This window comes from Photobacterium piscicola (assembly GCF_046058925.1).
GTDB classification, from domain to species: domain Bacteria; phylum Pseudomonadota; class Gammaproteobacteria; order Enterobacterales; family Vibrionaceae; genus Photobacterium; species Photobacterium piscicola.
In genome coordinates this window covers 114,959-141,107 of record NZ_CP175534.1, presented here as the reverse complement: position 1 = coordinate 141,107, position 26,149 = coordinate 114,959, and the positions used below count along the sequence as shown (strand labels likewise).

The window sequence follows — 26,149 nt, the reverse complement described above, 5'->3', positions numbered from 1 at the left end:
AAGAATTCATGATCGAAGCTCCAAAGAAACGTTGGTATGTAGTACAGGCTTTTTCAGGTTTTGAAGGCCGTGTAGCGCAATCACTACGTGAACATATCAAAATTCATGGTATGGAAGAGCACTTTGACGAGGTTTTAGTACCGACGGAAGAAGTGGTAGAAATGCGTGCCGGTCAACGCCGTAAGAGTGAGCGTAAGTTCTTCCCAGGCTATGTACTTGTACAAATGGTGATGAACGATGAAACGTGGCACCTTGTACGTAGTATCCCTCGTGTAATGGGGTTCATTGGTGGTACTTCTGATCGTCCAGCTCCGATTTCTGATAAAGAAGCAGATGCGATCTTAAACCGTTTACAACAAGCTAGTGAATCTCCAGTACATAAAACAGTATTTGAGCCTGGTGAAGTGGTACGTGTGACAGATGGTCCATTTGCTGACTTTAATGGTACGATTGAATCAGTAGATTATGATAAGAGCCGTGTTAAGGTTTCTGTATCAATTTTCGGTCGTGCAACACCAGTAGAATTAGAGTTCGGTCAAATCGAAAAGAACTGATCAAATTCTGTTCAACTCGTATTGTCAGGGGCGTGGAATTAGGCTATAATTTCGCGCCCTTTCGTTAGACGGGGAGTCTATTTGTTTAAAAATAGACGTTTGAACCCAAAATTAGGTATATAGCAATGGCTAAAAAAGTAGAAGCTTACATTAAGCTGCAAGTTGCAGCTGGTGCAGCGAATCCAAGTCCACCAGTTGGTCCAGCTCTTGGTCAACATGGTGTAAACATCATGGAATTCTGTAAGGCGTTTAACGCTAAGACTGACTCAGTAGAGAAAGGTCTTCCGACTCCAGTTGTTATCACTGTTTACAGTGACCGTTCTTTCACGTTCATCACTAAGACACCACCTGCTGCAGTTCTTCTGCTTAAAGCTGCTGGTCTTAAGTCTGGTTCTGGCCGTCCGAACACTGACAAAGTGGGTACTGTAACTGAAGCTCAGATCCAAGAGATCGCTGAGACTAAAGCTGCAGACATGACTGGTGCTGACATTGAAGCTATGAAGCGTTCAATTGCTGGTACTGCTCGTTCAATGGGCCTAGTGGTAGAGGGTTAAGATAATGGCTAAACTGACTAAGCGCATGCGCGTTATCCGCGACAAAGTAGATGCTACTCGTGAATACGACATCACAGAGGCTGTTGCTCTTCTTAAAGAACTAGCTACTGCTAAATTCGTTGAAAGTGTTGACGTTGCTGTTAACCTTGGCATCGATGCACGTAAATCAGACCAAAACGTTCGTGGTGCAACTGTACTACCTAACGGTACTGGCCGTGACATCCGTGTTGCTGTATTTACACAAGGCGCAAACGCTGAAGCTGCTAAAGAAGCTGGCGCTGAGCTTGTAGGTATGGAAGATCTAGCTGCTCTTGTTAAGAAAGGCGAAATGAACTTTGACGTTGTTATCGCATCTCCTGATGCAATGCGCGTTGTAGGTCAACTTGGTACCATTCTTGGTCCACGTGGTCTTATGCCAAACCCTAAAGTTGGTACTGTAACTCCTAACGTTGCTGAAGCAGTTAAAAATGCTAAAGCTGGTCAGGTTCGTTACCGTAACGACAAAAATGGTATCATTCACACTACTATCGGTAAGGTGAACTTTGATGCCGCTCAACTACAAGAGAACTTAGAAGCTCTTCTAGTTGCACTGAAGCGCGCTAAGCCGTCTTCAGCGAAAGGTACTTTCATTAAGAAAGTAAGCATCTCTACCACTATGGGTGCAGGTGTAGCGTTAGATCAGAACTCTCTGAAAGCTAACGTAGCGTAAACTAATTTGCAGAAGCGATAAGTTAGTGTATAATTTGTCGCTTCCGAATTCGTGGCTGAGGTTGATTGTTTTCAATTAACCTCCGTCAAAGACCGTAGGTGTTTTTCGGAACTTAATTTACCTACGTAGACGGTGCCAGAACATGATTGATGTAAGTCTTTTTTGGATCTGCGCCGTAAAACTCTCCTGTCAACCGGCAGTGAGTGGTGTAAATACTGGGGTTACCCAGAAATTATCCAGGAGCAAATCCAATGGCATTAAATCTTCAAGACAAAAAAGCAATTGTTGCTGAAGTCAACGAAGCTGCCAATGGTGCCCTGTCTGCAGTTGTTGCTGACTCTCGCGGTGTTAGTGTGTGTGCAATGACAACTCTACGTAAACAAGCTCGTGAAGCTGGTGTTTACCTAAGAGTTGTTCGTAACACATTAGCACGTCGTGCAGTTGAAGGTACTAACTTCGAATGTCTACAAGACGTTTTCGTTGGTCCTTCACTAATCGGCTTCTCTAATGAGCACCCAGGTGCTGCAGCGCGTCTTTTCAAAGACTTCGCTAAAGAGAATAAAAGCTTCGAGATCAAAGCTGCTGCATTCGAAGGCGCTATTGCCAACGCTGATGTACTAGCAACTCTACCAACTTACGACGAAGCTATCGCACGCCTAATGATGTGCATGAAAGAAGCGTCTGCTGGTAAACTTGTACGTACTATCGCGGCTGTACGTGATCAGAAAGAAGAAGCTGCAGCTTAATTGCCGCGCTTTATCTGATTACTATTTATACTTATTGTTGACTTTAAAAGAGAATTGTTATGTCTATCACTAACGAGCAAATCCTAGACGCAGTTGCAGAAATGTCTGTAATGCAAGTTGTTGAGCTTATCGAAGCTATGGAAGAGAAATTCGGTGTTACTGCTGCTGCTGCAGTAGTTGCAGGCGGCGCAGCTGCAGACGCAGCTGAAGAGCAAACTGAATTTGACGTAATCCTAACAGCTGCTGGCGCTAACAAAGTACAAGTTATCAAAGCTGTACGTGGCGCAACTGGTCTTGGTCTTAAAGAAGCTAAAGCTGTAGTTGACGGCGCTCCTGCTGCTGTTAAAGAAGGCGTAGATAAAGCTGAAGCTGAAGCTCTTAAAGCTCAATTAGAAGAAGCTGGTGCTTCTGTTGAAGTTAAATAATTATTATTTGATTTCATAGCCTTTTATGGCTATTGGCTGGTGGCAAAAATGCCACCGGCCTTTTTGCGCTATAGACCGGTGGTATTTTTACCTTGTTTTGTATCCACTGTCTGCGTAAAAAATATTCTAGTTTCATTAGAATATTCCTACTATAAAAAACAACGATTAGTCACTACCCCCGCATGTGATATGGGGTAGTTTGGATCACTTATCAGCGATCTGAGGAACCTATGGTTTACTCTTATACCGAGAAAAAGCGTATCCGTAAGGATTTTGGTAAGCGTCCACAAGTGTTGGATGCACCATACTTGCTATCGATCCAGCTTGATTCTTTCCAAAAATTTATCGAGCAGGATCCAGAAGGGCATTACGGTCTAGAAGCTGCCTTTCGCTCTGTTTTTCCAATCCAGAGCTATAATGGCAATTCCGAGCTGCAATACGTTAGCTATCGTCTCGGTGAGCCGGTCTTCGATGTCAAAGAATGTCAAATTCGTGGCGTAACTTATTCTGCTCCACTACGCGTGAAGCTACGTCTGGTCATGTATGATCGAGATGCGCCGGCTGGCACCGTAAAAGACATTAAAGAACAAGAAGTTTACATGGGCGAAATTCCGCTCATGACAGATAACGGTACATTCGTTATTAACGGTACCGAGAGGGTTATCGTATCTCAGCTGCACCGTAGTCCTGGTGTATTCTTTGACAGCGATAAGGGTAAAACCCACTCCTCAGGTAAAGTGTTATATAACGCTCGTGTTATCCCTTACCGTGGTTCATGGTTGGATTTCGAGTTCGATCCTAAGGATAATCTATTCGTACGTATCGACCGTCGTCGTAAATTACCTGCGTCTATTATTCTTCGCGCACTTAACTACACAACTGAACAGATTCTTGACATGTTCTTCGATAAGATTAATTTCGAAGTACGCGGCAAGTCTCTAGTTATGGAGTTAGTACCTGATCGTCTACGTGGTGAAACTGCAAGCTTTGATATCGAAGCAAACGGTACTGTTTACGTAGAGCAAGGTCGTCGTATCACTGCTCGTCATATTCGTCAATTGGCGAAAGATGGCATTGATAGCATCGAAGTACCTGTTGAATATATCGTTGGTAAAATCGCAGCACGTGATTACATCAACGAAGAAACTGGCGAACTGATTGTTACGGCTAACCAAGAATTAAGCTTGGAAGCATTAGCACTTCTATCTCAGGCTGGTCATAAGTCTATTGAAGTTCTATTTACGAACGATTTAGACCATGGTCCGTACATGTCAGAGACACTACGTGTTGATAACAGTACTGACCGTCTAAGTGCATTGGTAGAAATCTACCGTATGATGCGCCCTGGCGAGCCACCAACACGTGAAGCAGCTGATCAATTATTTGAAAGCTTGTTCTTCTCAGAAGATCGTTACGATCTTTCTGCTGTTGGTCGTATGAAGTTCAACAGTTCTCTTCTTCGTGAAGAAATAACTGGTCCTGGTATCCTGAGCAACGACGACATCATTGAAGTGATGAAGAAGTTGATCGATATCCGTAACGGTAAAGGTGAGGTTGATGATATCGACCACCTTGGTAACCGTCGTATTCGCTCTGTGGGCGAAATGGCTGAAAACCAATTCCGTGTAGGTCTAGTTCGTGTTGAGCGTGCTGTTAAAGAGCGTCTAAGTTTAGGCGATCTTGATGCAATCATGCCTCAAGACTTAATCAACGCGAAGCCTATTTCTGCGGCAGTGAAAGAGTTCTTTGGCTCTTCTCAGTTGTCACAGTTTATGGACCAGAACAACCCGTTGTCAGAAGTTACTCACAAACGTCGTATCTCGGCGCTTGGTCCAGGTGGTCTGACTCGTGAACGTGCTGGCTTTGAGGTTCGAGACGTACACGCGACTCACTACGGTCGTCTATGTCCTATCGAAACTCCTGAAGGTCCAAACATCGGTCTAATCAACTCGCTATCTGTATTTGCGCGTTGTAACCCTTACGGTTTCTTGGAAACACCTTACCGTAAAGTTGTAGACGGAAAAGTTTCGGATCAAATCGAATACTTATCAGCAATTGAAGAAGGCCTATACGTTATTGCACAGGCAAACGCCGCGCTTAACGAAGATGGTTCTTTTGCTGACGAATTGATCACTGCTCGTCAGAAAGGCGATTCAGGTCTGCACCCACGTGACCATGTTCAATACATGGACGTTGCAACCAACCAGGTTGTATCTGTGGCGGCATCCCTAATCCCGTTCCTAGAACACGATGATGCTAACCGTGCCCTTATGGGTGCGAACATGCAACGTCAGGCTGTACCTACTATCCGTGCTGATAAGCCGTTAGTTGGTACTGGTATCGAGCGTCAAATCGGTGTTGATTCAGGTGTAACTGCTGTTGCTAAACGTGGCGGCCAAGTTCAGTCTGTAGATGCTTCTCGTATCGTTATCAAAGTTAACGAAGACGAATTGATTCCTGGTGAAGCAGGTATCGATATCTACAACTTGACTAAGTACACCCGTTCTAACCAGAACACATGTATTAACCAGCGTCCAACTGTACTACCTGGCGAGCCAGTAGCACGTGGTGATGTTCTTGCTGATGGTCCTTCAACAGACCTTGGTGAGCTTGCGCTTGGTCAAAACATGCGTATCGCGTTCATGCCTTGGAACGGTTACAACTTCGAAGACTCCATCTTAGTTTCTGAGCGTGTAGTTCAGGAAGATCGTTTCACTACTATCCACATTCAAGAGCTTTCTTGTGTGGCACGTGATACGAAGTTGGGTTCTGAAGAAATCACTGCAGACATCCCTAACGTGGGTGAAGCAGCGCTTTCTAAGTTGGACGAATCAGGTATCGTTTACATCGGTGCAGAAGTGAAGGGTGGTGACATCCTAGTTGGTAAAGTAACCCCTAAAGGTGAAACACAACTGACGCCTGAAGAGAAGCTTCTACGAGCTATCTTTGGTGAAAAAGCTTCTGACGTTAAAGACTCATCTCTACGTGTTCCTGGTAGTGTTACTGGTACGATCATTGACGTACAAGTATTTACTCGTGATGGCGTTGAGAAAGACAAGCGTGCTCTTGAAATTGAAGAGATGCAGCTGAAAGAAGCGAAGAAAGATATCACAGAAGAATTCCAGATCCTTGAGGGTGGTCTTCTTGCTCGTGTTCGTACGCTTCTACTATCTGCAGGTTACGGCGAAGATAAGATTTCTTCAATGAACCGCGATACGTTGTTTGCACAAACGCTTGACGACGAAACTTTACAAAACCAATTGGAACAGCTTGCAGAACAGTATGATGAACTGAAAGCTGAGTTCGATAAGAAGTTTGAAACTAAACGTCGTAAAATCACTCAGGGTGATGACCTAGCACCTGGCGTACTTAAGATTGTTAAAGTATACCTAGCTGTTCGTCGTCGCATTCAACCTGGTGATAAGATGGCAGGTCGTCACGGTAACAAGGGTGTAATCTCTAAGATCAACCCTGTTGAAGACATGCCTTACGATGAAAAAGGTCAGACTGTTGATATCGTACTAAACCCATTGGGTGTACCGTCACGTATGAACATCGGTCAGATCCTCGAGACTCACTTAGGTCTTGCGGCGAAAGGTATCGGTGACAAACTTAACGACATGCTGAAAGAACAGCAGGAGTTACATAAGTTCCGTAACTTCCTACAACGTGTTTACAATCTTGGTGATACTCGCCAGAAGGTTGACATTGCTGAACTATCAGACGACGAAGTACGTACACTTGTACAAAACCTTCGTAAAGGTCTACCTATTGCAACTCCTGTATTTGATGGCGCACCTGAATCATCAATTAAAGAATTGCTACAGTTAGGTGATCTACCAACGTCTGGTCAGCTGAAGTTGTTTGATGGCCGTACTGGTGATGCATTTGAGCGTCCTGTAACTGTTGGTTACATGTACATGCTTAAACTGAACCACTTGGTTGATGACAAGATGCACGCCCGTTCTACCGGTTCTTACAGCCTTGTTACTCAGCAGCCGCTGGGTGGTAAAGCTCAGTTCGGTGGTCAGCGTTTCGGTGAGATGGAAGTATGGGCGCTTGAAGCATATGGCGCAGCTTACACCCTTCAAGAAATGCTAACCGTTAAGTCAGATGACGTTAACGGCCGTACGAAGATGTATAAAAACATCGTTGACGGTGATCATCGTATGGAACCTGGTATGCCGGAATCATTCAACGTATTGTTGAAAGAAATCCGCTCGTTGGGTATCAACATCGAGCTGGAAGACGAATAAGATTAGGTTAGTCACCTATACTTATTAGTTACTCCGGTATAAATATGAAGGCGCCAGTAGTCCTGGCGCCTTTATGGGTCAACTCCTCACAGGAGCCGAATGTGAAAGACTTACTTAAGTTTCTGAAAGCACAACATAAGACCGAAGAATTTGATGCTATCAAAATCGGTCTAGCTTCACCTGACATGATTCGTTCATGGTCTTTTGGTGAAGTTAAAAAGCCAGAAACAATCAACTATCGTACCTTCAAGCCTGAGCGTGACGGTCTTTTCTGTGCACGTATCTTTGGCCCGGTAAAAGACTACGAGTGTCTTTGTGGCAAGTACAAGCGCTTGAAGCACCGTGGTGTGATTTGTGAAAAATGTGGTGTTGAAGTTACTCAGACTAAAGTACGCCGTGAGCGTATGGGTCACATTGAGCTTGCTTCACCTGTTGCCCACATCTGGTTCTTAAAGTCACTACCATCTCGTATCGGTCTGTTAATGGACATGCCTCTACGTGATATCGAACGTGTACTTTACTTTGAATCATACGTAGTTATCGAACCTGGTATGACCAACCTTGAGCGTAGCCAACTGCTTTCTGAAGAGCAGTACTTGGATGCACTTGAAGAGTGGGGCGACGAGTTCGACGCGAAGATGGGCGCAGAAGCGGTTAAAGCACTTTTAGGCAATATGGACCTAAATGCTGAAATCGAAAACATGCGTGAAGAGCTAGAAGAAACTAACTCTGAAACCAAGCGTAAGAAATTAACCAAGCGTCTTAAATTGGTTGAAGCATTCCTACAGTCTGGAAACAACCCTGAGTGGATGATCCTGTCTGTACTGCCAGTATTACCGCCGGATCTTCGTCCGTTGGTACCACTAGACGGCGGCCGTTTCGCGACTTCAGATCTTAACGATCTTTACCGTCGTGTTATTAACCGTAACAACCGTCTGAAGCGTCTACTTGACCTGGCTGCTCCTGATATCATCGTACGTAACGAAAAGCGTATGCTGCAGGAATCTGTTGATGCATTGCTAGATAACGGTCGTCGTGGCCGCGCTATCACAGGCTCTAACAAGCGTCCTCTGAAATCTTTGGCTGACATGATCAAAGGTAAGCAGGGTCGTTTCCGTCAGAACTTGCTTGGTAAGCGTGTTGACTACTCAGGTCGTTCTGTTATCACAGTAGGTCCATACCTACGCTTGCACCAGTGTGGTCTTCCTAAGAAGATGGCACTAGAGCTATTTAAGCCATTCATCTATGGCAAGCTAGAGACTCGTGGTCTTGCGACTACTATCAAAGCTGCTAAGAAGATGGTTGAGCGCGAAGAAGCGATCGTTTGGGATATCCTAGACGAAGTTATTCGTGAGCACCCAGTAATGCTTAACCGTGCACCAACATTGCACCGTCTAGGTATTCAGGCATTTGAACCAACACTAATCGAAGGTAAAGCGATTCAGCTTCACCCACTAGTTTGTGCGGCATACAACGCCGACTTCGATGGTGACCAGATGGCGGTTCACTTGCCATTGACTCTTGAAGCACAGCTTGAAGCACGTGCTCTAATGATGTCTACCAACAACATCCTTTCACCAGCATCTGGTGATCCGATCATCGTACCTTCTCAGGACGTTGTATTGGGTCTTTACTACATGACGCGTGATCGTATCAACGCGAAAGGTGAAGGCATGTACCTTGCTGGACCAGCGGAAGCTGAGAAAGCATACCGTACTAAGACTGCAGAGCTTCACGCTCGCGTTAAAGTACGTATCACTGAATTTGTGAAAGATGAGCAGGGTAACTTTGTCGAGAATACTGGCTTAGTTGATACTACTGTTGGTCGTGCAATGCTATGGCCTATCGTTCCTAAAGGTTTGCCATTTAGTCTTGTTAACACTGAAGCACTTGGTAAGAAGCAAATTTCTAAGCTTCTTAACACTTGTTACCGTAAGTTGGGCATGAAAGATACTGTTATCTTTGCTGACCAAATTATGTACACAGGTTTTGCTTACGCGGCACTTTCTGGTGTGTCTGTTGGTATCGACGATATGGTTGTACCTGCGGCTAAGTACACTAAGATCGCTGAAGCTGAAGCAGAAGTTGCTGAAATTCAAGAGCAGTTCCAGTCAGGTCTTGTGACTGCTGGTGAACGTTACAACAAAGTTATCGATATCTGGGCTACAGCCAACGAACAAGTTGCTAAAGCGATGATGGATAACTTGTCTTTTGATACCGTTATTAACCGTGACGGCGTTGAAGAACAACAGAAATCGTTCAACAGTGTATACATGATGGCCGATTCTGGTGCGCGTGGTTCTGCTGCACAGATTCGTCAGTTGGCGGGTATGCGTGGTCTGATGGCTAAGCCGGATGGCTCAATCATCGAAACGCCGATCACTGCGAACTTCCGTGAAGGTCTAAACGTACTCCAGTACTTTATCTCTACACACGGTGCTCGTAAGGGTCTTGCGGATACCGCACTTAAGACAGCGAACTCAGGTTACCTAACGCGTCGTCTAGTAGACGTTGCGCAAGACGTGGTAATCACAGCAGATGACTGTGGTACTCACGCTGGTATCACCATGATGCCTCTTATCGAGGGTGGTGATGTTAAGGAACAACTAGGCGATCGTGTTCTTGGTCGTGTTGTTGCTGAAGATGTCTTTATTCCTGGTACAGAAGAAGTTCTAGCACCACGTAATACACTTCTTGATGAGAAGTGGTGTGAGATTCTAGAAGCGAACTCTGTTGACCAAGTTAAAGTACGTTCTGTTGTAACGTGTGAAAACGACTTCGGTTGTTGTAAGTTCTGTTACGGTCGTGACCTTGCTCGTGGTCACCTGATCAACTCAGGTGAAGCAGTAGGTGTTGTTGCAGCGCAGTCTATCGGTGAACCTGGTACACAGCTAACAATGCGTACGTTCCACATCGGTGGTGCGGCGTCAGCAGCAGCTGCAGATAATAAGATCGTAGTGAAAACTACGGGTTCTATGAAACTGCACAATGCGAAGTTCGTAACTAACAACGCTGGTAAGCTTGTAATTACTTCTCGTGCATCTGAGCTAAGCATCATTGATAAGCTTGGTCGTACGAAAGAGAACTACAAACTGTCTTACGGTACGTTGCTAACTAAAGGTGATGGCGCCGAGGTTGTTGCTGGTGAAACAGTAGCAAACTGGGAAGCTCACACCATGCCAATCATCACTGAAGTGGCTGGTCGTATCCAGTTCGTTGATATGATTGATGGCGTAACAGTTTCTCGTCAAACAGATGATCTAACAGGTCTATCTTCAAGCGAAGTAACTGATCCAGCAGCACGTCCAGCAGCAGGTAAAGATATGCGTCCAGCTATCAAACTTGTTGATGCCGATGGTAACGATGTAATGATCCCTGGTACTGAAATGCCAGCTCAATACTTCCTACCGGGTAAGGCGATTGTTCAGCTTGACGATGGCGCTATGGTTGGCATCGGTGATACGTTATCACGTATTCCGCAAAAATCTAGCGGTAACAAGGATATCACGGGTGGTCTACCACGCGTTGCTGACTTGTTTGAAGCTCGTAAGCCTAAAGAACCCGCTATCTTGGCAGAAATTACCGGTGCAGTATCATTCGGTAAAGAAACTAAAGGTAAGCGTCGCTTGATCATCACTCCAAGTGAAGGTCAACCGTACGAAGAGATGATCCTGAAGCATCGCCAACTTAACGTTTTCGAAGGTGAAAAAGTTGAGAAGGGTGACGTAATTGCCGATGGTCCAGAAACTCCGCACGATATTCTACGTCTACGTGGTGTTCACGCAGTAGCAGAATATATCGTTAACGAAGTTCAGGAAGTTTACCGTCTACAAGGCGTTAAGATTAATGATAAGCACATCGAGACTATCATTCGTCAAATGCTACGTAAGGTAACTATCACTGTTGCTGGTGACTCTGACTTCCTCGAAGGCGAGCAAGTTGAATTCTCTCGCGTAACGATTGCTAACCGTCAGCTAGAAGCTGAAGGTAAGACACTAGTAAGCTTCTCTCGTGACTTACTTGGTATCACTAAAGCATCGCTTGCGACTGAGTCATTCATCTCAGCAGCATCGTTCCAGGAAACAACGCGCGTACTAACAGAAGCAGCTGTTTCTGGTAAGCGTGATGAGCTTCGTGGTCTGAAAGAAAACGTAATCGTGGGTCGTTTGATTCCAGCGGGTACTGGTTTCTCTTACCACCAACGTCGTCAGAATCAACGTAATGTTGAACTGGAGCCAGTAGCACCACAAGTTGATGCAGAGCAAGCCTCTCAAGACTTAGCGGCACTATTGAATGCAGGTCTTAACGACGAGAATTAATTCTTATCGTGACTGATTCTAAAAGGCATCCTTCGGGGTGCCTTTTTTATTGGCTGCGATTTAAGGTTTAGTTTGGGGTTGAGTTAGAAAGTGGGGAAAATGATCCCGAGGTGCGAGGAATAGGTGGCAGCAAGGTCACTGCCACAATAATGAGTGATGTTGCTATGGGGGCTGGTGGTTAAGCACCAGGAGGACAAGCAAGGCTATCACTGATTAATTCAATTAACTTATCTTCTAGCGCAAAGCGAGATTCCATTAATTCACCAAGCTGTGATAAATCATCATCAAGGGTATTTAATGAATCATTATCATTGATGGCGCCATAGCGGTCATTGAAGTTTAATAATGGTTCGGTTGTTAGAGTGATTTTTGCATAGAGGGCAGACATTTCTTCCGTGGGTGAAAAGCCTGTTTGATGCCAGCGTGCCATTACGTTATCGTAAATCTTGAAGTGACCCGCTGAAATATAATCAACGAGATCTTCGCTAAACAAACATAATTTGGACGCGGTAGGTAGGTGACGGTTTTCATCATTGGGTGTGATGCCGATTAGCTTACAGTAATCGATCAAAAGTTGCTGGCGCATCATTAGCCATTGATCAATAACATCGTTATGGCCGCCCCATTCTTTTTTAACTTGTTCAAATTTACTAAGCATGAGCACATCCTCATGATCTATCAGCATCTTAATGTCGATGCTTGTGCGATCCGGCTCTTGATATAAGAGATATGGTTTCGGATAAATATTCCGTTTCAAGATTAGATTGCCAGTAAATTTACGTCGCTGCAAGGATGAAAGTAATAAAAATGTTAAAAAATGAGAATATTGCTTATTGGTGTGTGATTAGAAATGGCAAGTTATTGTTGCAAAAAGGGTGTTTGCCTTTATGTTCAAGTGAGCAGCTTGTTTGTAGTACCGTAAGTAAACGTATTGTGGGGTATTTTAATGCAATACCTGTGTATTGGTTAGTTGAAGAAAGTGGTTTTGATGAGGCTGATTTCTTTAATTTAAGATGCTTACTGGCAGGTGATAGTACGTTATTTGCTTTGGCGGGAAGAGCGATACAATTAGCGTATATGCAGCACAGTCAGCGTTTCTGTTGTCATTGTGGGCACATGTTGCAATTAGACGCCAATGTACTGGCAATGCAGTGCTCAAGCTGTAATAGCGTGCATTATCCTCGAGTGTCACCTTGTATCATTGTCGCTGTACGCAAAGGTAGCCAATTACTATTGGCTCAACATCCACGCCATAAAACCGGTATGTATACTGTGATTGCGGGATTTATTGAACCGGGTGAAACTGCAGAACAATGTGTTGCTCGTGAAGTGCTAGAAGAAACAGGGATAACGGTTAACAATATTCGTTATTTTGATAGTCAGCCGTGGGCATTTCCATCCAATTTGATGTTGGGGTTTATTGCAGATTATGCTGGTGGCGAGATCAAACCTGATTATGAAGAATTAACCGATGCCATATGGGCAACCGCAGATCAATTACCTGAAATAGCCCCGGCGGGAACCATTGCACGACGACTTATTGATACTGCTTTGATGATTAATGGTGTAAACGATACGCATTAATCAGAGCGGGATAAACAATTGCACTCGGTTGTTAAGATTAATGAGTGCTACAATATGACCCAGAATTAACCCGTGGAGTCTCAAATGAGCGAATTAAAGAATGACCGCTACCTACGTGCGTTGCTAAAGCAGCCTGTAGATTGCACACCTGTATGGATGATGCGTCAGGCTGGACGTTACTTACCTGAGTATCGTGCAACACGCGGTGTTGCTGGTGACTTCATGTCGCTATGTAAAAATGCTGAATTAGCCAGTGAAGTTACCCTTCAGCCTTTGAAACGTTTTCCATTGGATGCGGCAATTTTATTTTCTGATATTTTAACTATTCCTGATGCAATGGGATTGGGATTATATTTTGAAGCCGGTGAAGGCCCTAAATTTAGTCACCCAATTACCTGCAAAGCTGATGTTGAACGCATTGGTATTCCTGATCCTGAAGGCGAATTGCAATATGTGATGAATGCAGTACGCCAAATTCGTCATGATTTGCAAGGTGAAGTGCCATTAATTGGTTTCTCTGGTAGCCCATGGACACTAGCGACATATATGGTTGAAGGTGGTAGTTCTAAAGCTTTCACTAAGATCAAAAAGATGATGTACGCTGAGCCGCAAACATTACATTTATTGCTAGATAAATTGGCTGATAGTGTGATTGAGTATTTAAATGCTCAAATCAAAGCTGGTGCGCAAGCGGTAATGGTATTTGATACGTGGGGCGGTGTATTAACCCCTCGCGATTACAATGAATTCTCATTACGTTACATGCATAAAATTGTCGATGGTTTAATTCGTGAGAATGATGGTCGCCGTGTACCTGTGACGCTATTTACTAAAAATGGTGGCATGTGGCTTGAGCAAATTGCCGCGACGGGTTGTGATGCAATTGGCTTAGATTGGACGATTGATATTCATGATGCTAAACGTCGTGTTGGTGATAAAGTTGCCCTTCAGGGTAATATGGATCCATCAGTACTTTATGCTCAACCTGAACGTATTCGTCAAGAAGTTGCGACTATCTTAGAAGGTTTTGGTGATACAGGTACCGGTCACGTATTTAACTTAGGCCATGGTATTCATCTTGATGTGCCACCTGAAAACGCGGGTGTGTTTGTTGATGCGGTGCATGAGCTATCAAAGCCATACCATAAATAATTATTGCTTTAGAAGTACGCTGTAAGCGGTGTATTGAAGCTTAGGTTGATAAAAACCACACCATCTTGGTGTGGTTTTTTTTGTCATTATTTTATGGCGTTTAAAAAAGACATACAAAGCAAGTAGGATCTTGCTAGGATCGTCATTGTTATATAAGTGTAAACTACTGATAGTGTTAATGGTTAGTGGTCTAATCTATTAATAACCTCTTTTAAAATCAATAAGATAGTTAAGTTTTTGCTGTTGTTGAAAACGGAAGTAGTTAGCTTTAAAGATAGTAAATACTTGTTCTGGAAAGCTTTCTGCTGCAATGTGCGGCGTAATGGTGATCTTTGGGTGGTGCCAAAAAATGTGATCTGGCGTAAGGGGTTCTGTTTTGAATACATCAATAAAGGCATGAGTAATATATTGTTGCTCAAGTGCCATTATTAGTGCTTGTTCATTAACAGCATTACCTCGACCGACATTGAAAAATAGCGCATTTTTGCAACAACTAAAGCTATCTTGATCAAAAAGATCATCGGTGTCAGCGGTTGCGGGTAAAACTGAAATGACATAATCGGCTTGAGTCAGAGCGGTGTTTAAGTCGGTAATAGCATAGGTTTGCTGAAAATCAGCGCTGGCAGCGATACCATTGCGGTTTACACCAATGATATGGCAGCCAAGTACTGTTCCAACCTTTGCTAAGTGTTGCCCAATAGTGCCTGTGCCGATAATCACCATGGTTTTACCTACCATGGATTGATAAGGATGTGATTGCCAATGTGATTGCTGTTGTTGCACTTTATATTGATGAAAATGACGCTGGTGGTTGAGAATATGGCCTAAAATATATTCGGCGATCAACGGACCAAAGATCCCGCGAATATTAGTCAGTTGATAATTTTGTCTAATCTCGGGTTTAATCAGCGCATCAATACCAGCATAAGTGGATTGTAGCCATTGTAGATGTGGATATTTTGCTAAATGGGGGGCTATCAATGGAGGATCTGCAAGCAATACGGTGGCTTGTTGCGGATCTTCTGTTATTTTCAACAGAGGTAGCTGCGCGTTAGTCAGCAATTGTACATAACGTTGCTGTTGCCGAGAGACGATCTTAACTTTGATCATGCTTTTCCTTTTGTAGCTTTCGTTTATCAAGTAAACTTCAACCTAAATCACTACTGTAGATTATCCCATGCTTAAGAATCCAATCCAGTTACGTTTAGAAAAATTAGAACCTTGGCAACATCTGACTTTTATGGTGTCGTTATGTGAGCGTATGTATCCGAACTACGCTTTTTTCTGTGCTGAAACACAGTTTACTGATGGTCAACGTTACCGAGTGATCTTAGATAGCGTGTGGGAGATCCTCACGGTTAAAAATGCCAAAATTAACTTTGAAAGTCAGCTTGAAAAGTTAGAAGACATGGTACCAAGTGAAAACGATTATGATCTGTATGCCGTGCGCCCCGCGATTGATGCTTGTGTAGCACTTGCAGATCTTTTACATGCGATGTTAGATCGTGATCTGATGATGGAAACTGTCGTTAAGTTAAGTGCTCTATCTGCCGAAACTGTGGCGGATTTAGAGTCTGCACAAACAGGCATTGAAATTACTAACGACAATCAAAAACAAAATGAAGCAGTATGCGCAGAGTGGGATACTCAGTGGGAAATTTTCCGCGCGCTAAAAGAAGCAGAGCGTCGTGATATCGATTTAATTAAAGATCTGCGTGCGGAGTTACGTGATGAGCCAATTAGTAATATCGGTATTGAATGTAATTAATCGTTATTAACGAAATAAAAAAAGAAGCCGATGGGCTTCTTTTTTTTTATTCAGTGTTATTTTTTTTAGTGTGATTTAGGTTAATTATTATTTGAACTGTAATGAATAAATGCTGTTTGTGATGTGATAATTAGGCAATTGATGTTTTATGTTAAAAAAATGTTGAATTAACTTCAGTTGTTTATGCTAATTTGAAACTTTAAAAGCAGTGAATATGACTGCTTGGAGGATAAAGTTTACGCCATTCCACTTATTTTGTTTTGGCTATTGTAATCGTAGTCCGTTGGCGTTTATAACATAACCACTGCGTAGCGCTTCAGTTACGCCATTCGTGGTCTGTTAGTTAGAAGGAGGCAAATATGAAACATTCTACTGTAACCGTTGTTATATCTTGCTTCAGTCCAACTATCGTTGCTATTTGCAAATCAATGGCGACTTCGCTCCTCCTGCTCTCTTTGAATCTTATTCAAGGCTGACAGGCCATACCTATTTTTCTGTCAGCTTGTGAGCAAGCTAGCAGGATCTACTACGTAACATCCCATCTCGCTTTCTCCAAGCTGCAAAGTAATTACCAAGGAATACTATGTTAAGTGCACGTAATATCGCCGCCTTAGGCTTCATGACTTTTGCCATGTATTTAGGCGCGGGAAATTTAATTTTTCCTCCTTATTTAGGTTACCAAGCTGGAGATAATTTTCTTAGCGGTATGGCGGGCTTTTTATTAACAGGCGTTGGCTTACCTGCAATAGCATTAGTGATTGTGGCTTGGGTACGCGGTTCTGATAACTTAACCGCTGCGTTGCCTAAACCATTAGCAACTGGCTTTTGGGTGATGTTGTTTATTGTTATCGGTCCAGCCTTTATTATTCCTCGTACTATTACCGTTGCTTATCAATTTAGTTTGGCGCCATTTATTGGTGATAGTGGCTTAATTCCATTTTCAATTGTGTTTTGTTTCGCGGCGATTTTATTTTCGTTATATCCAGGGAAGTTGGTAAATAGCTTGGGGAAATGGTTAACACCAGTATTGTTGACTATTTTAACGATTATGGCCGTGGTTGCGTTGTTGTATCCATCAGGAGAGGTGCATGTTGTTTCTGGCCCTTATGCGACTGGCGCGATGGCAGAGGGAATGACACAAGGTTACATGACGATGGATGCACTTGGTTCGATTGGCTTTGGCTGGGTGATCTTTAGAGCGATTGAAGGGATGGGGGTTAAGTGCCCTAAAGCTATCGCTAAATATACTTTTATTGCTGCGATCATGTATGCATCAGCGATGGCATTAGTGTATTTGTCATTGGCGTATATTGGTGTGACCAGTGCAGACTTAGGCACTGGCTTTGCAAATGGCGGTGAAATATTAACGGCATTTACTAACTTACATTTTGGCGCTTTTGGTACCATCATTTTAGGGTCGGTATTGGTGCTAGCTTGTTTGACGACCGCGATTGGTGTGACAACAGCAGGCAGTGAATTTTATAGTCGCAGCTTTAGTAAAGTCACTTACTCTAAAAGTGTGTGGGTAATTATGGCGCTATCAGGTCTTATTGCGAATGTTGGTTTAGCACAGTTATTAGAAGTGACCTTACCTGTTGTGGTGGCATTACACCCCATTGCGATTGTGTTATTAATGATTGCGCCACTGCGCCATCAATTATCTCAAGCTGCGGTATTGACGGTGGTGGCAACCGCTGCGGTATTTGGTTGTGTTGATGCGGCTCATATTCTTGGTGTGATGCCTACGGCGGTTGATAACGCTTTAACGGCACACTTACCGTTATATCATTATTATGCTGGCTGGGTTTTACCGACAGTATTGGTGTTGATAGCGGGCTGGATGGTGAGTCGTCTGAGTGGTTATAGTTATTGTGTGGATAACAACTGATCGGTAAATTGTAATTAGCTGTTATCGTTATTAATGACAGAAGAAGAATAATAAAAAGGGACCGTTTATGGTCCCTTTTTTGTGGCTAGTATTAATGATGTGTTTTAAATATCGTCATCATTATTTTCAATCATCTTATGTTTTTTCTTCCACTTATCCCAACGTTGATAAGCTAACTGCTGCATGTCGGTGTTTTTATCGGCTTCATCAACGATTTCTTCGCCAACTAAACTTTCAAAAATATCTTCCAGAGTAACAAGCCCTTGGACAGTGCCGTATTCATCAACGATAAGAATTAACTGTGAGCGCTCTTTCATTAAGCGCTCAAATGCCTTTGGTACACTGACATTATTCATTATTACTGGTAGAGGGCGCATTAATGCTCCCAGCTCTTGACCACCTTTACCTGCTTGGCTTTCTGCAAACAATTCTAAGCGATGCACAAACCCGACAATGTTGTCGCTTTGCTCGCTGAACACTAATGGGCGTGAGAACGGGCTACTTTTATGTTTGGTTAAAAATTCGTTGATGGTTTGCTCAGCATTGACACGGAATAATACCGGACGCGGGGTCATGATCTTGGTGACGCTGACATCTTTAAATTGCAGTAGGTTGGTGAGGATTTTCGACTCGCCAGCACCCAATTCGCCTGATTCGTGGGCTAGCATTGCCATGGCTGATAATTCATCTCGTAGCTTGGGTTGGACGTGACCATGCGCCAAACGACGGGTGATTTGTTCTGATATCCATACGAGTGGCATTAATACAATCACCATCCAACGTAATAAAATGGCACTGGTTGGTGCTAATTGACGCCAATAGGTTGCACCAATAGTTTTAGGAATGATTTCTGACAGTAATAAAATACCAACGGTAAGTGCACCAGAGAATACCCCCAGCCATTCACTACCAAAGACAACGGTCGCTTGCGCACCTGCGGTTGCAGCACCCACGGTATGGGCCACAGTATTTAGGGTTAAGATTGAGGCTAAGGGTCGATCTATATTATCTTTGAGTGCGGCAAGTTTAGCTGCTGCGGGGTGGTTTTGTTGACGTAAAGTACCGATATATCCCGGCGAAATACTCAATAAAACCGCTTCTAAAACGGAACAAATAAACGACACCCCTATTGCTACAGAGATGTAAATCGTAAGCAGTACCATATCAACCTGTCAATTAATCAGCGAATTTCGGCTATATTAATCGGGGCTGGTGGAAATAAAAACAACTCTTTTTTGAATGTTATTAGTAACATTTTGTGAACTTTAGCTCAGTTTATGGTTAAAGAGTCTCCATTTAGACAGATAAAAGCCGACAAACCTTTGCCACACAGGCTTCTTTTGAATTAGAGTTGGGCGGTATTAAGCCCAAAACCTTAGAAGGGAAACCTAATGAACAAGACCCAACTGATTGACCTGATCGCAGAAAAAGCAGATTTGTCGAAAGCACAAGCAAAATTAGCATTGGAAGCTACTCTTGAAGGCGTTACTGATGCGCTAAAAGATGGCGACCAGGTTCAACTAATTGGCTTTGGTACATTTAAAGTGAATCATCGTGCAGCTCGCACTGGCCGTAACCCTCAAACAGGTGCGGAAATTCAAATTGCTGCTGCTAACGTTCCTGCGTTTGTAGCGGGCAAGGCACTTAAAGACGCGTTAAAGTAATTGAAAATAGCGCCGGTTTGCATTTGCGACTGGCGTTTTTTTTATGACACGTCTAACGCTTTCTCTGGCGGTTGTATTTTTACTTACAGGCTGTGCGGCAAGCGACATGGCTGAAAATGCAGTAATTACGCCTAAAACTGTCACTGTTGCTCAAATGGCAACTGATGGCCCTCATTTTTATTGGTATACCTTTCGTCCTGATCAGCCTATAACGCTCAGTGAGCGTGTTTTCACTCCAAATCAAGGACAATATCAAGCTAACTACCGTTGGCGTTCAGGACAGCTGTTTGAGCTCTATCAACAGGGTCAGCAACGTATCGATGGCAGCCTTATTCCATTTCAGTTGCAATTACGATTTGATAGCCATGGTTTAGCGGTATTTCAGCGTTACCAGCAAGGGCAAAATATCCTTCCGCTATCCAATGAGAAAATTGATAAATTACGCCAGCAAGCACAAGCATTAGCAGCCACCGTCGAACAACTGTCTGATCGTCAGCAAACATGGGTACAAGGGCATTGGCAACAGCAGCAATTTATTCCGTGTCAGCAGCAACAACCGATCGAGGTAGTTGCTCAAGCGTCGGCTGAAAAACTATCAGGTCAGGGGTATATGGCCGTCAGTGGTCAATTACGACAACAGCAATTGGTGGTTGATGATGTGTTACTGCAACGCCAACAGCAGCAGTGTTTGGTAGCACCGAATTTATTGAAAGACTGATCTGTTTCATTTCTGTTCAATATTTATTCGTTATAAAAAAACGCGCCCTGTGAGCGCGTTTTTTTAGGATTGACGTGGAGGGGTTATTGTTCGCGAGCAATGGCACGATAGCCAATATCATCACGATAGAACATGCCATTCCATGAGATTTGCTGTGCTAATGCATAAGCACGTTGTTGTGCTGCTAGAACGGTATCACCCATTGCCGTCGCACATAACACTCGGCCACCATTAGTGATGACATCACCGTGAACATTATTGGTGGTACCTGCATGGAATATTTTTTCTCCCGCTAATTCTTGTTGAGGTAAGCCGTTAATAATATCGCCTTTGTTATAATCGGCAGGATAACCGCCAGCAGCTAGTACAATTCCAATAGCCGCGCGAGGATCCCATTTTGACTCAACGCTATCAAGTTTGCCATCAATGGCAGCTAAGCAAAGCTCAACCAAATCTGATTGCATCCGTAGCATAATCGGTTGCGTTTCTGGATCGCCAAAACGGCAGTTATATTCAATCACTTTTGGGGTGCCGTCAGCCATTACCATCAAACCGGCGTAGAGAAAGCCAGTGTAAGGAGCGCCTTCTGCCGCCATACCTTCAACGGTAGGATAGATCACTTCTTTCATCACGCGATCATGAATTTGTTGCGTAACAACGGGGGCTGGTGAGTAAGCGCCCATACCGCCAGTGTTGGGACCTGTATCGCCATTACCGACGCGTTTATGATCTTGGCTGGTGGCCATCGGTAAAACGTTTTTACCGTCGACCATGACGATGAAGCTGGCTTCTTCGCCATCAAGAAACTCTTCTATCACAACCCGATGTCCGGCTTCACCAAAGGCATTACCAGCTAACATATCGCGTACAGCAGCTTCGGCTTCTTGTTCTGTCATGGCAACAATTACGCCTTTACCTGCCGCGAGACCATCGGCTTTGACTACAATCGGTGCGCCTTTTTGTTTTAAATAAGCTAAAGCAGGTTCAATTTCAGTAAAGTTTTGGTAATCAGCGGTTGGAATGTTGTGGCGAGCTAAAAAATCTTTAGTGAACGCTTTAGAACCTTCAAGTTGCGCTGCGGCTTGAGTCGGGCCAAAAATGGCTAATCCAGCAGCACGAAAGGCATCAACGACACCAATCACTAATGGTACTTCTGGGCCAACAATAGTCAGTTCGATGTGATTGTTCTGCGCAAACGCAACTAAACCAGTAATATTCTCAACGCTAATATCAATATTTTCTAATTTTGGTTCAAGGGCAGTGCCAGCATTACCTGGGGCGATGAAGATTTTTTCTACCGTTGGATTTTGTGCGACTTTCCAACCCAGTGCGTGTTCGCGGCCACCGTTACCAATGATCAGTACTTTCATCGTTAATCCTTATTGCTTTACGCTAAATACTTAAAAATCTCTGCTCTTTATAATAAAAGAGCAGAGACTAAATCGACATTGTTTGCTCACTTAAGTCAGTGATAACAACTTAGTGGCGGAAGTGACGCATACCAGTAAACACCATTGCCATGCCGTGTTCATCTGCCGCTGCAATGACTTCATCATCACGCATAGAGCCTCCCGGTTGAATAACACAGGTAATCCCCGCTTCTGCTGCGGCATCAATACCATCACGGAAAGGGAAGAACGCATCTGATGCCATCACACTGCCCGCCACTTCCAGATTTTCGTCAGCGGCTTTAATGCCGGCAATTTTGGCAGAATAAACGCGGCTCATTTGACCGGCACCGACACCGATAGTCATATTGCCTTTGGCATAGACAATCGCGTTCGATTTAACATATTTCGCCACTTTCCAGCAAAATAGTGCATCACGTAATTCGTCAGCGGTTGGTTGGCGCTTTGATACCACTGTGAGATCATTTACCGATACCATGCCTTGGTCACGATCTTGAACTAATAAGCCACCATTGACACGTTTAACATCAAAACCGGTAGTTTTAGTCGACCATTGACCACACTCAAGTAGGCGTAAGTTTTTCTTAGCAGCGATAATCGCTGTTGCTTGTGGTGAGACTTTAGGCGCAATGATCACTTCAACAAATTGGCGATCAACGATAGCTTGTGCGGTTGCTGCATCAAGTTCACGGTTAAAAGCAATAATGCCACCAAAGGCAGAGGTAGGGTCGGTTTTGTAAGCGCGATCGTAGGCTTCAAGCAGATTCTCACCTAGAGCGACACCGCATGGGTTGGCGTGTTTTACAATCACACAGGCAGGAAGGTCAAATTCTTTAACACACTCAAGTGCCGCGTCAGTATCGGCAATGTTGTTGTATGAAAGCGCCTTACCTTGTAGTTGCGTTGCTGTAGCAACCGAGGCTTCTTGTGGGTGTGCTTCAACATAGAATGCGGCTGCTTGGTGGCTGTTTTCCCCGTAGCGCATATCTTGTTTTTTCTCGAACTGTTGATTGAAAGTGCGGGGGAACGTTGACTCTTGATCTCCTTCTTTGTTATCGCCGTAAGAAGGCACCATAGTACCGAAGTAGTTGGCTATCATACCGTCGTAAGCGGCAGTATGTTCAAATGCAGCAATAGCTAAATCAAACCGTGTCGCCTGAGTTAATGAGCCGTTATTGGCACTCATTTCAGTAAGGACGCGATCATAATCGTCAGCATTGACCACAATCGTTACGTCTTTGTGGTTTTTAGCCGCTGAGCGCACCATGGTTGGCCCGCCAATATCAATATTTTCTACTGCATCTTCTAAACTGCAATGAGGGTTAGCAACGGTTTCGGCAAACGGATAGAGGTTAACTACCACCATATCAATGGGGTTTATACCGTGTTGTGCCATGATCGCATCATCAATGCCACGGCGGCCTAAAACACCACCGTGTACTTTAGGGTGTAGGGTTTTTACACGGCCATCCATCATCTCAGGAAAGTGGGTGTAATCTGAAACCTCAGTAACTGCAATGTTTTGTTCTGCAAGTAAACGAGCGGTACCACCCGTAGATAAGATCTCTATGCCGCGATTGGCGAGGCCGTGAGCGAATTCAACAATACCAGTTTTGTCTGATACGCTGAGCAGCGCACGGCGAATAGGACGAACGTTTTCCATTGCTACCATCTCTCTAATACACAGTGAATAGGATATTTTTCAATACCAATCTACTGGGATTAGATTGGCGTTGAGAAATATCCTCGGCTAAAATCGAGCAAAGCTAAAAATAAGTAAACGATATGTATCAATCTGATGCCTATTCTACATGAATATCGATATTGCGCAAACGTTTGCTATTTGAGTGTGATCACTGAAATATCGAGGTAGTCGAAAGGACGTTTAAATGTATTTAATAGGGCAACTAGCAAAATTATGTAATGTCAGTAGTGATACATTACGTTTTTATGAAAAGAATGGGTTGATTGAACCTGCGGGTAGAAGTGACAGTGGTTATCGCCTCTATAGTGAGGATAACTTATCACGGGTTAAATTTATTTTACGGGCAAAAGCGATTGGTTTGAGTCTCGGTGAAATATGTGAGTTATTGGATATTCGTCTTGAAGCAAGTCAACATAGTTGTGCTGAAGTTAAAGCGATTACGCAGGCTAAATTGAATGAAGTGGATAGTAAAATTGCTGAACTACAACGGATCCGTGGCGCGTTAAAAAAGATCAATGACGCTTGTTGTGGTCATCGTAATGATGACGCTAGCCATTGTTCTATTCTTGGTGCGTTGAATGACAGTGATGATATGGCAAACCCTGAAGTAAAACCTGAGCCTTGTCATTCAGGGCAATGCCAATGTGGTCATTAATCGCTGGTGGCTTGTTTGACATTACTGATCACATCTTTGGTTGTGTCTCGAAAGAAATGACCAGTAGCTTTGGTTGCATCACGAGTAGCATGACCGACCTCAGTTAAGCCTTGTTTGAGATCTTGCTTATTTTGGCTTGAACAACCGACTACAGCAAAGGTGCTTATAATAAGGGCTGCGATGGTTATCTTTTTCAATGTCAATAATTCCAACAAATAGCGATGGGCTCCAGTGTAGTACTTTTTAGTGTAGATCCAAGTGAAAACTGGCCCAGTACGTCATATTTTTGACGAATATTTTTCGTTAGTGGTTCATTTGAAATTGTGATAGTTTCAGGGCTTCTAAAATTTGCTTTACCTGTTTAGCAATAAGGAAATTCAATGTTAAAAGTGAATGAATATTTTGATGGCCAAGTGAAATCTGTTGGCTTTGAATCTGCCGGTGATCATGCCAGTGTTGGTGTGATGGTAGCAGGTGAATATACTTTTTCAACCGCGGCCCCTGAGCGTATGACTGTCGTAAAAGGCGAGCTTACCGTAAAACTTCCGGGTCATGTTGATTGGGAAACTTATGGTGCTGGTGATGATTTTGAAGTGCCTGGTGATAGCGCATTCCATGTAAAAGTGACCAAGACCACAGCCTACTTGTGTGATTACCTATAAGGTATATCGCTGCTAAATTATAAATAAAAAAGCTTCGTTATGGCGAAGCTTTTTTATTGGTTGCGGTTATTAGGCTGAATCGCGGCAGATAAGTTGTGGTGTGAGGATTATATGCTGAACGGCACTATCATTTGCTTTCATTCGCATAAGTAAGCGCTGACCAGCTTGATAGCCAATATTTCTGACGGGTGAACTTACAACGGTCAATGATGGTTGGCTTAATGTGGCTTCTGCAATATCATCAAAACTAATGATCGCGACCTGTTGATCAATATAATTATCTTTTCCAACACTTTTCCCGCACCGTTTGACACCATATATAGCCCCTAATGCGACAGTGGGACTATGACATAAGATCGCGGTTATTTTGGGGTGCTGAGTTAATAACTGCTGTACCGTTGTTGCTGCATGTAATTGTTGATTTCCAGCTTCAATGATCCATTCATTTTTAAATGGCAATCCATATTGGATCAATGTACTACCAAAGCCCCCTAAGCGTTCTGCACGCGTTAAAGACTCCCCAGATCCTCCCACATAAGCGATATGACGATGGCCTTGCTTAATTAAATATTGACTGGCAATAACAGCAGCTTGGTGATTATCTGGAGCGATATAATCAACGTCGTTGTTAACTGTTGCTCGTGCTAAACAGATGGCAGGGATCCCTGCTTGTTGTGCCATGGTAATAACCGTTGCGGTTGCTTCTCTTTCAGGGCTAAAAGCGATACCTGCGACACCTTGCTGAATCATCGATTGTACACATTGGATTAGTTTTTGCGGATTATGATTCGATTGCGCTAAAAATAATAAATACCCTTGTTGTTCTAATACCTCACTAATACCTGCGGTAATCTCTGTATAAAAAGGATCGGTAATATCGGCTAATACCAATCCGATCAAATTGGAGTGAGATGTGCGTAAATTTGCCGCCGCAGTATTACGAACATAGCCTAAATCAGCGACAGCTTGATTCACTTTATCAATGGTTGCGGTTGATATTCGACCTTTATTACTGAGCACTAATGAGACGGTAGAGACAGATACATCAGCATAGGCTGCGACATCAGTTATTTTTATTTTGGGTGTCTTACTCGCCATAAGTGAATGTTTCCTATTCATGTTGTTGCATTTGAAAATGTTAGATTGATAGTGATTATTCTAACAGGATCACAAATTTGGAAATGGGTGCTAACGCGCTATATTTCCGTGATCTTGTTAGCGATAAAAATAGGTAAAACGTTTTATCATTGATTGCGTAATTTATCAAAAGCGTTGGCAGAAGTCTTGAGCTCATCTTTGTCGACGTTTTTTTTCAATAAAGAGCTAAAACGATTTACCTCTTTATTATTGACGTTGACTGTATCGGTAGTGAGTGATTTAT

At 43.5% G+C, this 26,149-nt stretch carries 22 protein-coding genes; 15 read left to right on the top strand and 7 right to left on the bottom strand.

The window, feature by feature from the left end; genetic code table 11:
- The first annotated feature begins 8 nt into the window (after positions 1-8).
- The 7 genes from nusG to rpoC all read left to right on the top strand — a co-directional run bounded on the left by nusG (position 9) and on the right by rpoC (position 11,563).
- On the top strand, positions 9-554 hold the full coding sequence (gene nusG / locus ACJZU6_RS00675) for a transcription termination/antitermination protein NusG (protein ID WP_045038844.1): 546 nt from the start codon (positions 9-11) through the stop codon (positions 552-554).
- A 125-nt stretch (positions 555-679) separates the two neighbouring features.
- Positions 680-1,108 carry a 50S ribosomal protein L11 gene (gene rplK, locus ACJZU6_RS00670; protein ID WP_080158719.1) on the top strand — a complete coding sequence of 143 codons (429 nt, stop codon included), beginning with the start codon at positions 680-682 and terminating at the stop codon, positions 1,106-1,108.
- 4 nt (positions 1,109-1,112) lie between these two features.
- Positions 1,113-1,817: a 50S ribosomal protein L1 gene (gene rplA, locus ACJZU6_RS00665; protein WP_327765303.1), complete on the top strand. Its 705-nt coding sequence runs from the start codon at positions 1,113-1,115 to the stop codon at positions 1,815-1,817.
- Positions 1,818-2,068: 251 nt separating this feature from the next.
- Positions 2,069-2,563, top strand: coding sequence for a 50S ribosomal protein L10 (gene rplJ / locus ACJZU6_RS00660; protein WP_036788959.1), 495 nt, complete (start codon positions 2,069-2,071; stop codon positions 2,561-2,563).
- A 59-nt stretch (positions 2,564-2,622) separates the two neighbouring features.
- Entirely contained in the window at positions 2,623-2,988 is a 366-nt protein-coding gene (rplL, locus tag ACJZU6_RS00655) for a 50S ribosomal protein L7/L12 (protein ID WP_065168453.1), read from the top strand.
- A gap of 230 nt (positions 2,989-3,218) precedes the next feature.
- On the top strand, positions 3,219-7,244 hold the full coding sequence (gene rpoB / locus ACJZU6_RS00650) for a DNA-directed RNA polymerase subunit beta (protein ID WP_327765304.1): 4,026 nt from the start codon (positions 3,219-3,221) through the stop codon (positions 7,242-7,244).
- Positions 7,245-7,345: 101 nt separating this feature from the next.
- Positions 7,346-11,563: a DNA-directed RNA polymerase subunit beta' gene (gene rpoC, locus ACJZU6_RS00645; protein WP_080158716.1), complete on the top strand. Its 4,218-nt coding sequence runs from the start codon at positions 7,346-7,348 to the stop codon at positions 11,561-11,563.
- A 178-nt stretch (positions 11,564-11,741) separates the two neighbouring features.
- Here rpoC and ACJZU6_RS00640 read toward each other — a convergent pair whose 3' ends face one another.
- Positions 11,742-12,221 (bottom strand): Rsd/AlgQ family anti-sigma factor, encoded by a 480-nt coding sequence (locus ACJZU6_RS00640; protein WP_080158715.1) that lies wholly within the window; start codon positions 12,219-12,221, stop codon positions 11,742-11,744.
- A gap of 149 nt (positions 12,222-12,370) precedes the next feature.
- Between ACJZU6_RS00640 and nudC the strand changes: the two genes are divergently transcribed.
- Entirely contained in the window at positions 12,371-13,147 is a 777-nt protein-coding gene (gene nudC, locus ACJZU6_RS00635; RefSeq protein ID WP_408900518.1) for an NAD(+) diphosphatase, read from the top strand.
- Between the two features lie 84 nt (positions 13,148-13,231).
- Positions 13,232-14,299: a uroporphyrinogen decarboxylase gene (gene hemE, locus ACJZU6_RS00630; protein WP_408900517.1), complete on the top strand. Its 1,068-nt coding sequence runs from the start codon at positions 13,232-13,234 to the stop codon at positions 14,297-14,299.
- A gap of 198 nt (positions 14,300-14,497) precedes the next feature.
- On the opposite strand, the gene ACJZU6_RS00625 is transcribed toward hemE, so the two are convergent.
- Positions 14,498-15,409: a D-2-hydroxyacid dehydrogenase gene (locus ACJZU6_RS00625; protein WP_408900516.1), complete on the bottom strand. Its 912-nt coding sequence runs from the start codon at positions 15,407-15,409 to the stop codon at positions 14,498-14,500.
- A 67-nt stretch (positions 15,410-15,476) separates the two neighbouring features.
- Here ACJZU6_RS00625 and ACJZU6_RS00620 point away from each other — a divergent pair, with 67 nt between their 5' ends.
- On the top strand, positions 15,477-16,067 hold the full coding sequence (locus ACJZU6_RS00620; RefSeq protein ID WP_080158711.1) for a YjaG family protein: 591 nt from the start codon (positions 15,477-15,479) through the stop codon (positions 16,065-16,067).
- A gap of 583 nt (positions 16,068-16,650) precedes the next feature.
- Positions 16,651-17,955 carry a branched-chain amino acid transport system II carrier protein gene (gene brnQ, locus ACJZU6_RS00615; RefSeq protein WP_408900515.1) on the top strand — a complete coding sequence of 435 codons (1,305 nt, stop codon included), beginning with the start codon at positions 16,651-16,653 and terminating at the stop codon, positions 17,953-17,955.
- 104 nt (positions 17,956-18,059) lie between these two features.
- Here the strand turns inward: brnQ and ACJZU6_RS00610 are convergent, their stop codons facing one another.
- Entirely contained in the window at positions 18,060-19,118 is a 1,059-nt protein-coding gene (locus tag ACJZU6_RS00610; protein WP_080158709.1) for a CNNM domain-containing protein, read from the bottom strand.
- A 228-nt stretch (positions 19,119-19,346) separates the two neighbouring features.
- Between ACJZU6_RS00610 and hupA the strand changes: the two genes are divergently transcribed.
- Together hupA and ACJZU6_RS00600 are read left to right on the top strand one after the other, a co-directional pair.
- A complete protein-coding gene (hupA, locus tag ACJZU6_RS00605) occupies positions 19,347-19,619 on the top strand; it encodes a nucleoid-associated protein HU-alpha (RefSeq protein ID WP_036788936.1) in 273 nt (90 codons plus the stop codon).
- A gap of 43 nt (positions 19,620-19,662) precedes the next feature.
- Complete coding sequence (locus tag ACJZU6_RS00600) at positions 19,663-20,337, top strand: DUF1481 domain-containing protein (RefSeq protein ID WP_080158708.1); 675 nt, start codon at positions 19,663-19,665, stop codon at positions 20,335-20,337.
- A gap of 83 nt (positions 20,338-20,420) precedes the next feature.
- Here ACJZU6_RS00600 and purD read toward each other — a convergent pair whose 3' ends face one another.
- Together purD and purH are read right to left on the bottom strand one after the other, a co-directional pair.
- Positions 20,421-21,707 (bottom strand): phosphoribosylamine--glycine ligase, encoded by a 1,287-nt coding sequence (gene purD / locus ACJZU6_RS00595; RefSeq protein WP_327770154.1) that lies wholly within the window; start codon positions 21,705-21,707, stop codon positions 20,421-20,423.
- A 109-nt stretch (positions 21,708-21,816) separates the two neighbouring features.
- Positions 21,817-23,409 carry a bifunctional phosphoribosylaminoimidazolecarboxamide formyltransferase/IMP cyclohydrolase gene (gene purH, locus ACJZU6_RS00590; RefSeq protein ID WP_408900514.1) on the bottom strand — a complete coding sequence of 531 codons (1,593 nt, stop codon included), beginning with the start codon at positions 23,407-23,409 and terminating at the stop codon, positions 21,817-21,819.
- 226 nt (positions 23,410-23,635) lie between these two features.
- On the opposite strand from purH, the gene zntR reads away from it, so the two are divergent.
- Positions 23,636-24,106: a Zn(2+)-responsive transcriptional regulator gene (gene zntR, locus ACJZU6_RS00585; RefSeq protein ID WP_408900513.1), complete on the top strand. Its 471-nt coding sequence runs from the start codon at positions 23,636-23,638 to the stop codon at positions 24,104-24,106.
- Here zntR and ACJZU6_RS00580 read toward each other — a convergent pair.
- Entirely contained in the window at positions 24,103-24,303 is a 201-nt protein-coding gene (locus ACJZU6_RS00580) for a hypothetical protein (RefSeq protein WP_408900512.1), read from the bottom strand. The genes zntR and ACJZU6_RS00580 overlap by 4 nt on opposite strands.
- Positions 24,304-24,486: 183 nt before the next feature.
- Here ACJZU6_RS00580 and ACJZU6_RS00575 point away from each other — a divergent pair, with 183 nt between their 5' ends.
- Entirely contained in the window at positions 24,487-24,768 is a 282-nt protein-coding gene (locus ACJZU6_RS00575) for a pyrimidine/purine nucleoside phosphorylase (RefSeq protein ID WP_036788928.1), read from the top strand.
- 69 nt (positions 24,769-24,837) lie between these two features.
- Here the strand turns inward: ACJZU6_RS00575 and malI are convergent, their stop codons facing one another.
- Positions 24,838-25,866, bottom strand: coding sequence for a Mal regulon transcriptional regulator MalI (malI, locus tag ACJZU6_RS00570; RefSeq protein ID WP_080158703.1), 1,029 nt, complete (start codon positions 25,864-25,866; stop codon positions 24,838-24,840).
- Positions 25,867-26,149: the final 283 nt, after the last annotated feature.

What these genes read in the sequence shown, in the direction of transcription:
- nusG (WP_045038844.1), top strand. Translation starts at nt 9, where the DNA reads ATGATCGAAGCTCCAAAGAAACGTTGGTATGTAGTACAGGCTTTTTCA.
- rplK (WP_080158719.1), top strand. Translation starts at nt 680, where the DNA reads ATGGCTAAAAAAGTAGAAGCTTACATTAAGCTGCAAGTTGCAGCTGGT.
- rplA (WP_327765303.1), top strand. Translation starts at nt 1,113, where the DNA reads ATGGCTAAACTGACTAAGCGCATGCGCGTTATCCGCGACAAAGTAGAT.
- rplJ (WP_036788959.1), top strand. Translation starts at nt 2,069, where the DNA reads ATGGCATTAAATCTTCAAGACAAAAAAGCAATTGTTGCTGAAGTCAAC.
- rplL (WP_065168453.1), top strand. Translation starts at nt 2,623, where the DNA reads ATGTCTATCACTAACGAGCAAATCCTAGACGCAGTTGCAGAAATGTCT.
- rpoB (WP_327765304.1), top strand. Translation starts at nt 3,219, where the DNA reads ATGGTTTACTCTTATACCGAGAAAAAGCGTATCCGTAAGGATTTTGGT.
- ACJZU6_RS00640 (WP_080158715.1), bottom strand. Translation starts at nt 12,221, where the DNA reads ATGCTTAGTAAATTTGAACAAGTTAAAAAAGAATGGGGCGGCCATAAC.
- nudC (WP_408900518.1), top strand. Translation starts at nt 12,371, where the DNA reads ATGTTAAAAAATGAGAATATTGCTTATTGGTGTGTGATTAGAAATGGC.
- hemE (WP_408900517.1), top strand. Translation starts at nt 13,232, where the DNA reads ATGAGCGAATTAAAGAATGACCGCTACCTACGTGCGTTGCTAAAGCAG.
- ACJZU6_RS00625 (WP_408900516.1), bottom strand. Translation starts at nt 15,409, where the DNA reads ATGATCAAAGTTAAGATCGTCTCTCGGCAACAGCAACGTTATGTACAA.
- ACJZU6_RS00620 (WP_080158711.1), top strand. Translation starts at nt 15,477, where the DNA reads ATGCTTAAGAATCCAATCCAGTTACGTTTAGAAAAATTAGAACCTTGG.
- brnQ (WP_408900515.1), top strand. Translation starts at nt 16,651, where the DNA reads ATGTTAAGTGCACGTAATATCGCCGCCTTAGGCTTCATGACTTTTGCC.
- ACJZU6_RS00610 (WP_080158709.1), bottom strand. Translation starts at nt 19,118, where the DNA reads ATGGTACTGCTTACGATTTACATCTCTGTAGCAATAGGGGTGTCGTTT.
- hupA (WP_036788936.1), top strand. Translation starts at nt 19,347, where the DNA reads ATGAACAAGACCCAACTGATTGACCTGATCGCAGAAAAAGCAGATTTG.
- ACJZU6_RS00600 (WP_080158708.1), top strand. Translation starts at nt 19,663, where the DNA reads ATGACACGTCTAACGCTTTCTCTGGCGGTTGTATTTTTACTTACAGGC.
- purD (WP_327770154.1), bottom strand. Translation starts at nt 21,707, where the DNA reads ATGAAAGTACTGATCATTGGTAACGGTGGCCGCGAACACGCACTGGGT.
- purH (WP_408900514.1), bottom strand. Translation starts at nt 23,409, where the DNA reads ATGGAAAACGTTCGTCCTATTCGCCGTGCGCTGCTCAGCGTATCAGAC.
- zntR (WP_408900513.1), top strand. Translation starts at nt 23,636, where the DNA reads ATGTATTTAATAGGGCAACTAGCAAAATTATGTAATGTCAGTAGTGAT.
- ACJZU6_RS00575 (WP_036788928.1), top strand. Translation starts at nt 24,487, where the DNA reads ATGTTAAAAGTGAATGAATATTTTGATGGCCAAGTGAAATCTGTTGGC.
- malI (WP_080158703.1), bottom strand. Translation starts at nt 25,866, where the DNA reads ATGGCGAGTAAGACACCCAAAATAAAAATAACTGATGTCGCAGCCTAT.